This window comes from Ktedonosporobacter rubrisoli, assembly GCF_004208415.1.
In the GTDB taxonomy this organism is placed as follows: domain Bacteria; phylum Chloroflexota; class Ktedonobacteria; order Ktedonobacterales; family Ktedonobacteraceae; genus Ktedonosporobacter; species Ktedonosporobacter rubrisoli.
In genome coordinates, this window is sequence record NZ_CP035758.1 from 9,484,404 (window position 1) to 9,498,340 (window position 13,937).

Genomic DNA, 13,937 nt, shown 5'->3' on the forward strand with positions numbered 1-13,937 from the left:
AAGCTCACGCCCCTGTCATAGAGTTATGCTTCGCTAGTGCCGCTGCTCTCGCTGCCGGCCGAAAGGGCGGCCTCGGGAGTAGCAGGAGGTGGTAATTGCTCAATCCTGCTACGTACCTGTAGCATGAGCTCTTCCTCTCCGGCGTCGTTCTTCTCAACAACGGCTTCCACCAGATCGCCTGGATGGAACTTGCCTTGCAACAAGCCCTCCGCGAGCGGATCTTCAACCATGCTCTGGATGGTGCGGCGCAATGGACGTGCACCATACTCTGGATTAAAGCCCTTTTTGATCAAGAAGTCCTTAGCCGGCTCTGCCGCGACTAGTTCAATCTGCTGCTCAGTAAGCTGTGCACGTACACGGTTGAGCAACAGATCGACGATAGAGTACATTTCTTCCATGCGCAATGAATGGAAGACGATTACCTCATCGATACGGTTCAGGAACTCGGGCTTAAAGGTATTCTTTAATTCGCCGAGCACCTTACCCTTCATGCTCTCGTAAGCTGTCTGGTTTGCCTTGGCCTTATCTTTCGACTGGTGAAAACCGATAACAGCCTCTTTATTGAGCAACGCTGCACCAACGTTCGAGGTCATGATAATGACAGTATTGCGGAAGTCTACCGTGCGTCCCTTGGCATCAGTCAACTTACCATCTTCCAGGATCTGGAGTAGCATATTGAAGACGTCGGGGTGCGCCTTTTCGATCTCGTCGAGCAGGATCACACTATAGGACTTGCGGCGTACAGCCTCAGTTAACTGACCGCCCTCTTCGTAACCGACATATCCTGGAGGGGCGCCAACGAGGCGAGCTGCGGCATGGCGCTCCATAAACTCTGACATGTCGATCTTAATGAGGGCATCTTCGCTCCCGAACATAAACTCGGCCAGCGCGCGCGCCAGCTCCGTTTTACCGACGCCAGTTGGACCCATAAAGATGAATGATCCGATGGGTCGTTTTGGATCTTTCAAGCCTGCACGGGCACGGCGTACAGCGCGGGCAATCTTCTCGATAGCCTCGTTCTGACCGATCACACGGGCGTGTAGCGCCTCCTCCATTTGCAAGAGCCGCTGGGACTCTTCCTGAGCGATGCGCATTACCGGGATGCCGGTCCACATAGAGACGATTTGCGCGATTTCCTCCTCGCCAACCGTTGGCTTGTCGGTACCGCGCTCGCGATGCCAGCCAGACTCCAGCTTGGCGATGCGATCACGCAGCTTGACTTCGCGATCGCGCAGCTCGGCAGCCAGCTCATATTCTTGCTGCTGGATAGCTGCTTCTTTCTCGCGCAGAACAGACTCCAGTCCCTTCATGGCCTCCTTAAGATTGAGTGGTGCAAGCGAGTTCTGCATTCGCACGCGACTTGCAGCCTCATCAATCAGATCGATCGCCTTATCGGGCATAAAGCGGTCGGTGATATAGCGACTGGCCATATCAGTGGCGGCCTTAAGGGCCTCATCTGTGATGATTAAGCGATGGTGCTGCTCATAGCGCTCGCGAATACCCTTGAGGATTTCCACTGTCTCCTCAACGGATGGCTCACGCACGATAACTTCCTGGAAGCGTCGTTGTAGAGCTGCATCTTTCTCGATATATTTACGATACTCATCGAGCGTAGTGGCGCCAATACATTGTAGCTCACCACGCGCGAGTGCTGGTTTTAGAATATTTGCAGCATCGACAGCCCCTTCTGCGGCGCCCGCCCCGACAAGGGTATGGACCTCATCAATAAAGATGATGCAGTCGCGACTGTTGCGAATTTCCTCAATGATCTTCTTGAGGCGTTCCTCGAACTCGCCACGGTATTTGGTGCCAGCTACAAGCGAGCCGACATCAAGCGTAAGCAGACGTTTGCCTGCCAGGGTTTCGGGAACCTCACCGGCTATCAGGCGCTGAGCCAGACCTTCGACGATAGCGGTTTTACCAACGCCGGGTTCGCCGATAAGTGCCGGGTTATTCTTGTTACGCCGTGAGAGTATCTGAATAACGCGCTCAATCTCCTGATGGCGACCGATGACGGGATCGAGCGTGCCGGCGCGAGCCGCAGCTGTAAGATCGATACCCATCTGATCAATCGTGGGGGTCTTTGAGTGCTTGGGTTCACGCTCATGAGGAGCCCCAGACTGGCTGAGGACCTGGATCGTTTGCGTGCGCACCTTCTCAAGGTTGACACCCAGGCTTTCCAGGACACCTGCCGCGATGCCTTCCCCTTCACGTACTAAGCCCAACAGGAGATGTTCTGTTCCTATATAGTGATGGTTCAGGCGACGAGCCTCATCAACGGCGAGCTCTATCACCTTTTTGGCGCGGGAGTAAGGCCGATCTCTCCAAGAACTATGCGGTCTCCACGGCCAATAATAAATTCGACGGCGCTACGAACCTTATTGAGTTCGACACCGAGATTAGCAAGTACTTTTGCCGCAACTCCCTCGCCTTCACGAACAAGGCCTAAGAGGAGGTGCTCTGTACCTATGTAATTATGCTGGAAGCGTTGAGCCTCTTCTTGAGCGAGACTTAAGACTTTCCTGGCTCGCTCTGTGAACTTATCAAACCTATCTCTGTCGTTCACCTGTTTGTCACCCCCCTTTCAGTGGCAGAGGGTGGAACCGAGCCCTCTGTGTCGCTCAGGTAAACTATGTAATTCATCATACAACACCCATCATACAGCGTCAAGGATAACAACGGTAGCCTCCCGTCCTGTCGATATACGCTTTGACATCTCACTGAGAAACAATCGACCTCCACACTGCTCTACATTAGCGTATACGCAGCGGAGAGGTCGCGTGATCATCTGTTCAGGTACGAATGCTTATCTTAAGCCGGCGCTTGCCTGTTTAGATGTCTCGTGTATGCTTTCGCTCTCCTCTCCTCGTTCCCTAAAACAGAGGATGAAAAGCCTCTGTACTTCGCTGAAAATCGTCCAACCTTATGCTTAGTCGGCTTGCCGATCTCCTCTATTAATTGAGGAATGGATAGACCGATTTTGTTGTCCTGAGTTATCAAGAAATCGAGTATCTGACTGGCAAGTATATCCCAACTTACCTCTGAATAAGCGAGACACAATTTTTACATTGGATCGTGTCTTTTCGAAAAACGCTTGTTAGGAAGAGTATATCACCTTGGGATATGAGAAACAAGGCATATCTGATTTATCTTTGAGGTCGTGTCTAAAGTATGACGCGATTTGCACTATCTAAGTGAGCCTGGCACCTTTAGCTTTGGGAATAGTACTTTAATATATATGGTTGAGTTGCCCGCTAGTAGCAACAACCTCTTTACTGCTCTCTTTATAGAGCAGCAAAGAGGCTTAAATTATCTGTGCCGATGAGCAGTGTCAGCTATTCGGATGCCTCAGACTCTTCCTTAGAAGAGCGTTGCCTGGCGGCGGCACGGAAGGCCTCGGCCATAGCTGTCATTTCGCCATCATCTGGTAGCCCGCTGAGAAGCGAGTTCTCGGGGTGGCGCTCTGGCTTGTCGCGGCGCTCGTTCTTATTCTCACGCTTAGCAGTGTGCTCCTGCTGAGGGTGAGCGGCTTCCAGCGATGGAGCAGTCTCGGCCAGTGATGGTATTGCTGGCTCGTGAGTAGGAGCGCTCGTGCTTTGCTCTGCAGGTGCTTCGGCGCTGGCCTCTTTATCGGGCTCCTCAGCCTGGCGCAGGCTAAGCCCGAGGCGGCGACGCTCGGCATCGATGCGCAGGATGCGCAACTGCAGCTCGGCCCCTTCTTGAAGGATTGTCTTGGGGTCAACTCCGGGGGTAAGCTCGGAGAGGTGAATGAGCCCCTCAATACCGTCCTCAATACGAGCAAATGCGCCGAACGGAGCGATCTTGGTGACCACACCTTTGACAATCTGTCCTGGCGAGTAGCGCTGTTCGACAGTTGTCCAGGGATCAACTTCTGCGCGCTTGATCGAGAGTGCGATCTTTTTCTTTTCCTTATCGACACTCAGGACCTGAACCTCGACTTCCTGGCCGACGTGCAGTACTTCGCTTGGATGATTGACGCGGCTCCAGGCCAACTGACTGATGTGGACCAGTCCGTCAGCACCTCCCAGATCGACAAAGGCGCCAAAGTTTGCAAGGTTGCTAACAACACCTTTACGCACTTCTCCAGGCTTCAATTCGTCGAGCAGCTCCTCGCGACGGCGCTGGCGCCATTCCTGAACGGCCAGACGCTCTGAGAGGATCAAGCGGTTGCGCGCTCGATTAATCTCGATAATCTTGAGCTGGAGCTCTTTGTCTTTCATGCTCTGAAGCTTGGCCGCCGTCTCCTGGCTCTCGCCACCCGACGCGACCTCTTCGCGCTTCAGATTGAGGATCTGAGAAATGGGAACAAAACCGCGAATACCCGCGACATCGACAATCAAGCCACCTTTATTGTAATCGATGACTTTTGCCTTAAGGAGTTCGCCGTTTTTGTACTGTTCCTCTGCGATGCGCCATTGACGCTCCGTGTTGGCTCGTTTCAACGAGAGTACTGCATGGCCCTCCGATGTCTCGGGCTGGATCACATAGACCAGCACCTTGTCGTTGAGATGCAGTTCGCTGAAGGAGCCATAGCCGCTGGCTGGCAGCTCCTTGGTAGAGAGGACGCCCTCAGATTTGAGGCCAATATCAACCAGGATTTCGTCCTGGTCAATACGCACGATCACGCCCTCGACTACATCGCCTCGCTTAATATTGATGGGAGTGGTTGATGCCGCCAGCAACGCTTCCATCTCGTTCTGATTGAGTTCTTCCACTTCTTCGGGGTTGTTGTTGTTTTGCCCTTGTGGGTCATTTCCTTCGATCATCGTCTGTACCCGCCCGCTGTTAAGATTTGCCGCTGGCATTGTCGAAAGGTCGCCGTGCTGTTGTGCTTGCATGGGTAGAAAACCCCCTTCGATCCACGGTTTTTGCCCCGCTCGTTGCTACACTCTCCCGTATGCTCGCGGCTGTTTTGTTTCGTCTACATTTGGTGGTCCCTACTTAGAGACGTGATGGACTTGCATCAGTCGGGACCCTGGGGAGTGTACCTTCGGACTTGGGCTTTTTCGGAGGAGGTTGCTTAGGCGGTAATCGTTTCGGTTTTCTGCTACTCTCTCGTTTATACCTAGCCTACCTATACGACCGGATCTTTGCCCTACAGAACGGTTATACGAAACGATACACGCAGGCAGGTAAGCCATAATGCGACATTAATGAACGCCTGGACAAAGCATACCCCCACTCGATATATTAATTATACCAGAGGCCGTTCTTGAATGCAAGATAATCCACAGCTATTTGGCAGATCTCTCCTCATGTTTTTATTCACTCTATTGTAGCATATTGGTGCAAGTCTTGCATGTGCTAAAATAGACTCATGAAGACGTTTACTACAAGCGAGGTGCTGCGCGTTTTACGCAAGGACCTGATCCCGCTGAGAGAGGCTGAGAAGCAGGTTGATGCGGTGGAAGGCCAACTGCCCAACGCGCGCAAGGCTGCTGTGCTGATTCCTCTCTTTGAGCAAGATGAGGAATTGTATACGCTTTTTATTAGAAGAGCTACGACTCTACGTGCCCATAGTGGCGAGATCGCTTTTCCCGGCGGGGGCATGGACCCGCAGGATCTTTCTCTTGAGATGACTGCTTTGCGCGAGGCTCAGGAGGAGGTCGGCCTGGCGCCTGAGCGCGTGAAGGTGCTGGGAGGGTTAGGGCCTGTCTTTACGGTGGTAAGCAATTATGTGATTACACCCGTGGTGGCGTTTTTGCCTCAGGGCCTGGGCCCTTTACGGATGCAGGATAGCGAGGTGACCGAGCTTATTCCCGCTCCTTTGCGCGTGCTGGCCGATCCTGCTATCTTCCATACCGAACAATGGGCACGCGATAATCGTGTGTGCACTGTCTACTTTTATGATTATGGAGCTTATCATATCTGGGGTGCGACAGGACGCATGCTCAATTCCTTGCTCGAAATTCTGCGCACCTCTAAGATCTGCGCTAGCTAGCTAACCCATAAGTCATAGAGCTCTTGCGAAACGGCATCATTTGGCTACAATACTAAATGTAGAGTGAGAAGCATGTAGTGCGTATATACCGTCATTTCATGAAGATGCGGTTGGTCTGTTAGTGTTCTAGCGGAGAGATGCCGTGACGTTGCCAACACATGATGCTCAGCCCTCAAAGCGCCTGGGCCGACCACAGATAGTCCCTCCAACCCACTCGATACCTGCTATGTCTCCGGTACCTGCGGTACCCCTTGCCCCTCAATCTACCCCTAACCCTCTATCCCAGTCAGCTTCAGGCTATGACGAAGAGATGGCTCATGAGCATGCGATTGATATCGCTACCCAATCCTGGGATCTGGCAACAGGAGGCATGAAGACGCTAACAGCTAAACGAGAGTTGCCCCTGCCTGCACGATCTGAGCGACGTGTTACCGACATATTGCCAGATGGCTTGTCTAAGTCTCCTCGCAATGATACTTTTGTGATGATTATTCTGGTATGTGTTGCGCTGATGCTAGTCGGCGGTGGCATTGTGTTGTTTATCTTACTGCAGCCATAGTGTGTTTTTGTCGTAGATATTGCCGCTACTGTAATGCGTTGCTGCTTCTGTCAGTCTGTTCTGTGGCTAGAGAATGCGGCTTTTAGAGAAAGCGAGAGTACTCTCAAGATAGCATTGTCTGTTGTGGAACGCTATTTGTGCCCATAAAAAATCTGCAAATGCCATAAGACTGGCCCTTTGGGTAAGCTGTGGCCATAGATCTATGTATGCCAGCAAGCTATAGCTTTCTGGCTTCTGTAGCTCGTGTCCCTTTCCTTGACGATCGATGCTCTGTTTTTTCTCAGGCACGCGGGATTGGGAAAGAGCTGGGAGATCTATGCTCTGCTAACCTGCTTGTCAGGTATATAGCGGCTTCTCATCTGCTGGCCTTGCTCATCCCCATAACCTGCAGCTATAGGGATGAGAGCCTGCTTGATGATAGGCTAAATGCCCGGGTCCCGGTTTATTTTTCTTCCGGGCGGCTTGTGGCGGCTGGGATGCCATGGAGATCGCTTGCATTGCGGACTGCCTTAACGACGGCGCGGGCCAGCGTGGCTGCGGCTGCCGCTCCTATCATGCTTACTTGATAGAGAGCGAGAGGCGATTGTTCCTGTTTTTTGGCTCCCAGGGCCAGGGCGAATACTGTATCGCCATCGAACATGGTATGCGCTGGCCGAATGGCCAGGGCCAGGCCGTTGTGTGCCATCTGGGCTACTTTGTTGATTTCTTCTTTGTTCAAGGAGGCGCTGGTGGCCACGACGGCGATTGTGGTGTTGCCAAAGGGATTGGCGAGCGGGGCCTCAGCGCTGGGCGCAGCATTGCTGCGGCTGCCGGCGATGATCTGTTGGGTTTGGGGATCTATAATATTGCCCCAGGCGTTCACGGCGACAATCGCACCAACAATTGTGCCATCCGCCAGTTTTGTGCTTGCTGAGCCCAGGCCGCCTTTCATAGCCAGGCTCGGATGGTGGGTTTTGCCTACGGTAGCGCCTGTGCCGGCGCCAATGTTGCCCTGATCGGTAGCCTCTGCTGTGGCCTGAGTGCAGGCGCGGTAGCCTGCCGCTGCGTCAGGGCGAATTTTGGCCGAGCCAAAGGGGAGATCAAATAGAGCGGCAGCCGGTACGATGGGTACGCGCGCCACCCCTACTTCCAGTCCGATGTTGTGCTCTTCAAGATAGCGCATGACCCCGCTGGCCGCATCGAGTCCGAAGGCGCTGCCCCCTGTCAGGACGATGGCGTGGACTTGTTCGACCATGTGCATAGGCCGCAAGAGGTCGGTTTCTCGGGTGGCAGGCGCGCCGCCGCGTACGTCAACGCCGCCGATTGCTGGCGTGTCGCAAAGAATAACTGTACAGCCGGTGCCGGCTTCGAGGTTGGTGTCATGACCTACGCGGATACCGGGGATATCTGTAATGTCGTCGTGCATACTGTCGTGTTTAAACCTCCCTGGTGTGAAATGAGTTGAAACAGTGAAGTTGCCAGCTTCAAGCAAGTGAAGGCGTAAGGTGAAGAACGTAGCGTCCCTTGAAGACGGCGGCCAGGTCATGCCCACTGTAGACTTCCGCCCCTAACTCTACACGGGCCTTTTTGTGTTTTTGCAACGTTTGGGCAAGCCGGGTTATCTGTTCTTCACCGGGTCGCTGACAGCTAGCTATAAAATCGTCTTTTACTGGGAGCAAATAGTTGCTGCTGCTATCCTGAATAACTATTTGACCTGGTATATCTAACTCCTTCAATACAAGCCAGAGTTGTCCCCAACCGGCCAGGGTTGCCAGGGCGTTAATGCTGCCCGCGAAGGCAGTTCTTTTATGATTAATATTACACCCTAAAGGAGCTTTGAGAATTAGGCGTTCGTTGTGATAGCTGTCCACGATGAGGCCGAGATGGCGGGTAAGCGGAATTTCATGGGCGAGCGTATCTTGTAGCTCACGCAATAAGTTGTTCATGTAGTCTCCCTTTACATTGTCAAGTTTCGGGGGAAGGCTACCTTGCGGGATAATCTCCCCTACGAGTCTTATGGTGCTCAGTTACTATATGTGCCGACAGGGTGAGAGGATTTGCTACGGTTGGTTTTATGGTGCAAGGCCAGAGATAGTTTTCTCCTGGCAATTGCCCGCAGCATTTCTTGGGCGCACACAAGCTATGGCCCTATTATATCTTCTGGAGGAATAGTTGTGTTATATAATAAGAAGACTGTATAACTTCGGTACTAAAGCTCAGGGATCGGGAAATGCTCAAGGCGCGCGATTGACGACTTGCCCACAGACCGCTCTCTGCTTTTGGGACCTCTAGAAGCTTCGGTAAAATAATATATGTGGCGGCGAGATGGGGCAGCGCCTATACAAGCGCTTTGCCCCTGATGAGCCCCGTCAGGCCGATTTCTGGAATGTGTAGCAAACTCTAAGGTAAGCGATTTAGCAAGTTTTGCTTGCAGGTTAGATAGCGCGGCGTAGCCTGTTTATGGCCGCGGCCACGCTCTCTTTATTATTGTAAACGGCAGAACCGGCAACCAGGAGGTTGGCCCCTGCCTTGACGACTTTAGGAGCCGTCTCTTCGTTGATGCCTCCATCTACCTCAATGTCGCAATTCAAGCCACGTAGCTGCAGCATCTCGCGCAGACGAGTTATTTTGGGCAGAGTTTCGGGAATGAGTTCCTGCCCACCAAAGCCGGGGTTGATAGTCATTACCAGCGCCAGATCAAGAAAAGGCAACATATCTTCAAGCATAAAGACGGGAGTTGAAGGATTGATGGCAACTCCTGCCTGCTTTCCCGCAGCTTTAATCTGCATAAGCACGCGATGAAGATGGGGGCAGACCTCATAATGCACAATTATGACATCAGCGCCAGCCCTGGCAAAGGTTTCGATATATTCCTGCGGATTAGTAATCATCAAATGCGCTTCCAGAGGGAGCTGTGTGCAGCGGCGTACAGCCTCGACAACCATGGGACCCATGGTGATATTGGGGACAAAGTGTCCATCCATAACATCGATCTGGATGCGTTCTGCTCCGGCCTGCTCTACTTCGCGCACCTGTTCTCCCAGGCGCGTGAAGTCGGCAGAAAGAATTGATGGGACTAAACCGATCATATGAGAAAACCTGCTTTCAACGTATCATACCTGCTTGTTGCGCAAATTTGCCGCTGCTGCCGTATCAAACATCCAGGTCACCTCACCCTGTGTCGGACGAACAATCTGAGCAGGATATTCGTCTGGCTGATGTGGGCCTTCCAGCACTGCCTGTACGGCCTCGGCTTTCTCAGCTCCCGTAACCAGGAAGAGAACATGGATTGCCGCATTTAGAAGAGGTGGTGTAAAGGTCAGGCGTGGTGGTGGAGGCTTAGGAACATCCACGGGCATGATGAGTCGCTGCTGCTCGTGAAGTGACGGCTGGTGTGGGAAGAGGGAGGCTGTATGGCCTTCAGGACCCATACCAAGTTGGATCAAGTCAAAAGCCGGGATGCCAGCGCTGCCGAAGGTGCGGCGCAGATCGGCTTCATAGGCCTGAGAAGCCGCATCGCGGTCAGGATCTTCTCCAGGCATGCGATGAATCTGCTTTTCGGCCAGCGGAACCTTGTCTAAAAGGACCTCTTTAGCCAGATAGTAGTTACTATCTTGACTGCTGGGAGGTACATTGCGCTCGTCGGACCAGAAGATCTCTACAAGCGCCCAGTCAATCTGGCTACGATATGGCTCTTCGGCGAGGAGGCCATAAAGCTTTTTAGGCGTCGTGCCTCCAGAAAGCGCTATAGTAAAGCGTCCGTGGGTAGCGATGGATTCCTTAGCGATACGTACGATATAGCGCGCGGCCTCTTGGCTCAGCGTGCCTACGTCGGGATAGGTTGCAATATGCATAGATTGCTCCTGCATTTTCTTAAATTAGGTAATAAGCTCGAACACCTCATGGAGCGTTGACTCATAGAGGTAATCGCGCCCGGTAATCTCTAACTCGTCGTGTAGCAACTCACTCTCTTCATGAGTTGTGGACAGACCAACCGCACGCTGTGGAAGCGTAGCTTGCGTCTGCTCGACGGAAGTGATCACGTAATCGGCGTTATCTTCCTTGCGATGAATCGTGAAGACAGCCTGGTGATTATTAACTACGCTCGTCAGGCGGATCAGGCGCAGCGCACCGTTGTCAGGTGTCGTCTGGATGTGCGGGCGGATATGAATACTACCCTGCCCACTAAAGCCTAGCTTGCCTGTTCTATGTGCGCCGCTGACTGGCTCTACGCTTAAAGGTCCCGTAGTGCGACTTACTTGCCAGGAATAGGTGCCCGATATGGGATCATACAGGTTATAGGGAGATTCCTCGACGAGCCGCCAGTTAAGGCTTGTTTTTAGCCAGCCAGCCATAAGCCAGGAACGAATAGGATTGGGCGAGGCGGTTTGTCCGCTCGCGCCTGATGCCGTTTCGTCAGAAGCTGCGACAGCGTACTCGATTTCAATACGATTTATGCCGGCCAGGTAGGGCTTATATTCTGGAGAGTCGAAAAACTGAGCTACCAGTTGCCGCCAGGGAGTAATACGGCCCCAGTTAAGATCACTGAGTGCGCCGCTATTGGGCAGCTCCCTGATGAGAGTAGAGACGGTACTGATCCCCTGTTCTGGGTCAGCGAAATTATTTGAGTCGATAATTACGCGGCTGCTGACATCGGCAAGCCGGCTGAATACCGGACCACCACCGGGTAGATCCTGTAACCACCATAAATAGACTGGTAAATCAGGCTTGAATAGCGGTTGCATAATGGTAGCGGCTGAATTAATAGCGTCACCTGAGAGCAAGAGTGTGACCTGCTCGAAGTGATGGCGCATCAGGTCTGAGACGATTGGGAAAGAGCGCAAGGTGACCCAGGAAGAGACGCCAGGGGCCTTGCTACTGCTTGTATCAAGGACCAGTAGTATAAGACGTGCTATATGAGTGCTGGACAAATCGCGTATAAGTGCGCTCGCCCAGCGCGCGGCTTCGATATCCTGTGTACAGATAACGAAGTTAAGCACGCTGGTACGGATATTTATGTTATGGCTGATGCGCACGTTGTCGGCAGACAGACGCCAGAGGTGAGAAAGCTCTACCTCGACGTCTGCGGTGTCTACCTTTTTACCTGCCCAGGGCAAGTTTGGCCCTGTGGTGTCGGAGTTTTCGATTCCCATTCCCGACTCCCCTTTATAGAAATTGAACGCCATTGTTCCCACAGACTACATCGTGCTATTTATCAGTTACTCTCTTCTACTGACAGTCAACAGCCTATGGGCGGCGCCATCGATAGCCATCGCGCCAAATGAACTCGTCTGCAGCCTGGGGACCCCATGTACCAGATTCATAGGTTTGGATGACATCGCGTGGTTCGTTACTCCATTCGTCAAGAATGCCCTGAATGAAGGTCCACGCGGCCTCTACTTCGTCGCGACGCGTAAAGAGCGTAGAGTCGCCAAGCATGCAATCGAGAAGCAGACGCTCGTAGGCTTCTGGTTGCTCGCGAACGAAAGAGGAGCCATAGAAAAAGTCCATGTTCACTGCACGAATCTGCATATCAGTACCTGGAACTTTGGCACCAAACTTGAGAGAGATGCCTTCGTCAGGCTGTATACGCAAGGTAAGAACATTGGGTTCAACCTGGCCCTGGGCGTCACTTTGCTTAAAGAGCATAAGCGGCGCTGATTTGAACTGGATAGCTATTTCAGTTACGCGCTTAGGTAGGTGCTTGCCTGTCCGTAAGTAGAATGGTACGCCCGCCCAGCGCCAGTTGTCAATAAACAATTTGAGCGCTACATATGTTTCGGTAGTAGAAGCGGGGGCAACTCCGTTTTCCTGAAGGTAGCCGGGTACCTGACGGCCACCAATATAACCAGGCCCATATTGGGCGCGTATAATGTTGGTGAGCGCATCGCGACCGATTAGCGGCTGAATAGCGCGCAAAACTTTGACCTTCTCATCGTGCACAGCGTTGGCTTCAAAGGCAATCGGCGGCTCCATAGCCACAAGTGTAAGAAGCTGTAGCATATGGTTCTGGATCATATCGCGGATCGCGCCTGACTCTTCATAGTAGGCGCCACGGCCCTCGATACCAATGTTTTCGGCTACTGTGATCTGCACATGCTGGACATAACGTCTATTCCAGATAGGCTCGAAGATACCGTTGGCAAGGCGAAAAACCAGGATGTTCTGGACTGTCTCTTTGCCCAGATAGTGGTCGATACGGTAGATCTGCTCTTCTTTGAAAACTCTTCCCACCTGGCGATTGAGCTCGCGGGCTGAAGGAAGATCATGTCCAAAGGGCTTTTCGATGATAATTCGCGTCCAACCCTTACGGTTGCGGTTGAGGCCTGCGGCTCCGAGACGCTGTATGATTTCTGGATACTGGCTTGGCGGTGTAGATAGGTAGAAGATGCGATTGCCGCTTGTGCCACGCTCCTGGTCGAGCCTGTTGAGCATCTCATTGAGTTTTTCGTAACCAGCCGGATCATGAAAGTTTGATTGCAGGTAGAAGATGCCAGAGGCAAAGCTCTCCCAGACCTGGGGATTGACAGGCTTTTGGCGAGAGAATTCGTTGATTGAGTCAAGTGCTTGCTGGCGGAATTGCTCATCTGTGTAGGGACGCCGTGCGAACGCTACGACAGAGAAACCGGCTGGCAAGGGATGTTCCAGCGCTAAGTTGTAGAGGGCTGGAAGCAACTTCCTGTGCGTCAGGTCGCCAGTGGCTCCAAAAATGACCATGACGCATGGTTCAGGGCTCTGTTTTATGCGTAGCCCCTCTCGTAAGGGGTTGGGCGCCTCTATTACGCTACGCTGAGGCATATGAAATCTCCTAATGTATTGTTGTAATAGTACACAAATGCTTGTTTTGACCTTCTGTCCTTCGAAATCGGTATGAGGCACTGTACGGCTCTGGCCATGAATGAACCATTTTGTCTTATGCGGAACCGTCTGAGTAGAGATAATGTAGAAGCAGGAGCTGGCACACCGGTGTCTATGGCTTGTTGTGCTGTCCACTGGCTCTCGCCTGAAATCTCTACATAGCCCTTGATAGCTTCAAGTTTGCCAACCTTCTGGCCGACATTTCCCACGAGTTCAAGTAACCAGGAGCTGGTACCGCTCCTTTTCCATAGGTGCGCAATTGCATAGAGACCGAGGCCGTACAGACTGGCTTTCAGCATCTGAAAGCCTTCGCCATATGCCTGTAGCATACCATATCCTGTGTCATTATGCATCGTTTGGACAAAATGTCCTGCTTTTGCCGGTATCCAGAGCATATAGCTATCTTGCGAGATAAGCATCATTGGTAGAAGGCTATATGTAAGTTTTGCTCTTTTAGCAGCGCCTTTCTGCGTTCTTGCTGCACCGGGTTTCCAGGTGAGTATGGCATAGATAGCTTGTAGTGGGCTGGTGCCTATATGCTTTAAACCTATAACCCCGATTTCCATTGCCATCTCCCTG

At 52.4% G+C, this 13,937-nt stretch carries 10 protein-coding genes and 1 pseudogene; 2 read left to right on the plus strand and 9 right to left on the minus strand.

What is annotated here, in order from left to right; all coding sequences use genetic code 11:
- Positions 1-23: 23 nt before the first annotated feature.
- Positions 24-2,566, minus strand: a pseudogene (locus tag EPA93_RS40785) (ATP-dependent Clp protease ATP-binding subunit).
- 769 nt (positions 2,567-3,335) lie between these two features.
- Positions 3,336-4,859 carry a 30S ribosomal protein S1 gene (locus EPA93_RS40790; protein ID WP_207229332.1) on the minus strand — a complete coding sequence of 508 codons (1,524 nt, stop codon included), beginning with the start codon at positions 4,857-4,859 and terminating at the stop codon, positions 3,336-3,338.
- A 479-nt stretch (positions 4,860-5,338) separates the two neighbouring features.
- Here EPA93_RS40790 and EPA93_RS40795 point away from each other — a divergent pair, with 479 nt between their 5' ends.
- Positions 5,339-5,962, plus strand: a complete 624-nt coding sequence (locus tag EPA93_RS40795; protein ID WP_129893040.1) for an NUDIX hydrolase — start codon at positions 5,339-5,341, stop codon at positions 5,960-5,962.
- A gap of 142 nt (positions 5,963-6,104) precedes the next feature.
- On the plus strand, positions 6,105-6,521 hold the full coding sequence (locus EPA93_RS40800; RefSeq protein WP_129893041.1) for a hypothetical protein: 417 nt from the start codon (positions 6,105-6,107) through the stop codon (positions 6,519-6,521).
- Positions 6,522-6,963: 442 nt separating this feature from the next.
- On the opposite strand, the gene EPA93_RS40805 is transcribed toward EPA93_RS40800, so the two are convergent.
- The 7 genes from EPA93_RS40805 to EPA93_RS40835 form a co-directional block, all read right to left on the minus strand.
- Complete coding sequence (locus tag EPA93_RS40805) at positions 6,964-7,926, minus strand: P1 family peptidase (protein WP_129893042.1); 963 nt, start codon at positions 7,924-7,926, stop codon at positions 6,964-6,966.
- A gap of 58 nt (positions 7,927-7,984) precedes the next feature.
- Complete coding sequence (locus tag EPA93_RS40810) at positions 7,985-8,446, minus strand: thioesterase domain-containing protein (RefSeq protein WP_129893043.1); 462 nt, start codon at positions 8,444-8,446, stop codon at positions 7,985-7,987.
- A gap of 489 nt (positions 8,447-8,935) precedes the next feature.
- A complete protein-coding gene (gene rpe / locus EPA93_RS40815) occupies positions 8,936-9,589 on the minus strand; it encodes a ribulose-phosphate 3-epimerase (RefSeq protein WP_129893044.1) in 654 nt (217 codons plus the stop codon).
- Positions 9,590-9,613: 24 nt separating this feature from the next.
- A complete protein-coding gene (gene pgl / locus EPA93_RS40820) occupies positions 9,614-10,354 on the minus strand; it encodes a 6-phosphogluconolactonase (protein WP_207229333.1) in 741 nt (246 codons plus the stop codon).
- A 24-nt stretch (positions 10,355-10,378) separates the two neighbouring features.
- Complete coding sequence (locus tag EPA93_RS40825; RefSeq protein WP_165423727.1) at positions 10,379-11,653, minus strand: glucose-6-phosphate dehydrogenase assembly protein OpcA; 1,275 nt, start codon at positions 11,651-11,653, stop codon at positions 10,379-10,381.
- 94 nt (positions 11,654-11,747) lie between these two features.
- Positions 11,748-13,298 carry a glucose-6-phosphate dehydrogenase gene (zwf, locus tag EPA93_RS40830; protein ID WP_129893047.1) on the minus strand — a complete coding sequence of 517 codons (1,551 nt, stop codon included), beginning with the start codon at positions 13,296-13,298 and terminating at the stop codon, positions 11,748-11,750.
- Positions 13,280-13,924, minus strand: coding sequence for a hypothetical protein (locus EPA93_RS40835; protein ID WP_165423728.1), 645 nt, complete (start codon positions 13,922-13,924; stop codon positions 13,280-13,282). The genes zwf and EPA93_RS40835 overlap by 19 nt, the downstream gene beginning before the upstream one ends.
- Positions 13,925-13,937: the final 13 nt, after the last annotated feature.

Excerpts from the sequence above, each read along its gene's own strand:
- EPA93_RS40835 (WP_165423728.1), bottom strand. The coding sequence starts at position 13,924 with ATGGAAATCGGGGTTATAGGTTTAAAGCATATAGGCACCAGCCCACTA.
- EPA93_RS40810 (WP_129893043.1), bottom strand. The coding sequence starts at position 8,446 with ATGAACAACTTATTGCGTGAGCTACAAGATACGCTCGCCCATGAAATT.
- EPA93_RS40805 (WP_129893042.1), bottom strand. The coding sequence starts at position 7,926 with ATGCACGACGACATTACAGATATCCCCGGTATCCGCGTAGGTCATGAC.
- EPA93_RS40825 (WP_165423727.1), bottom strand. The coding sequence starts at position 11,653 with ATGGGAATCGAAAACTCCGACACCACAGGGCCAAACTTGCCCTGGGCA.
- pgl (WP_207229333.1), bottom strand. The coding sequence starts at position 10,354 with ATGCATATTGCAACCTATCCCGACGTAGGCACGCTGAGCCAAGAGGCC.
- EPA93_RS40790 (WP_207229332.1), bottom strand. The coding sequence starts at position 4,859 with ATGCAAGCACAACAGCACGGCGACCTTTCGACAATGCCAGCGGCAAAT.
- rpe (WP_129893044.1), bottom strand. The coding sequence starts at position 9,589 with ATGATCGGTTTAGTCCCATCAATTCTTTCTGCCGACTTCACGCGCCTG.
- zwf (WP_129893047.1), bottom strand. The coding sequence starts at position 13,298 with ATGCCTCAGCGTAGCGTAATAGAGGCGCCCAACCCCTTACGAGAGGGG.
- EPA93_RS40795 (WP_129893040.1), top strand. The coding sequence starts at position 5,339 with ATGAAGACGTTTACTACAAGCGAGGTGCTGCGCGTTTTACGCAAGGAC.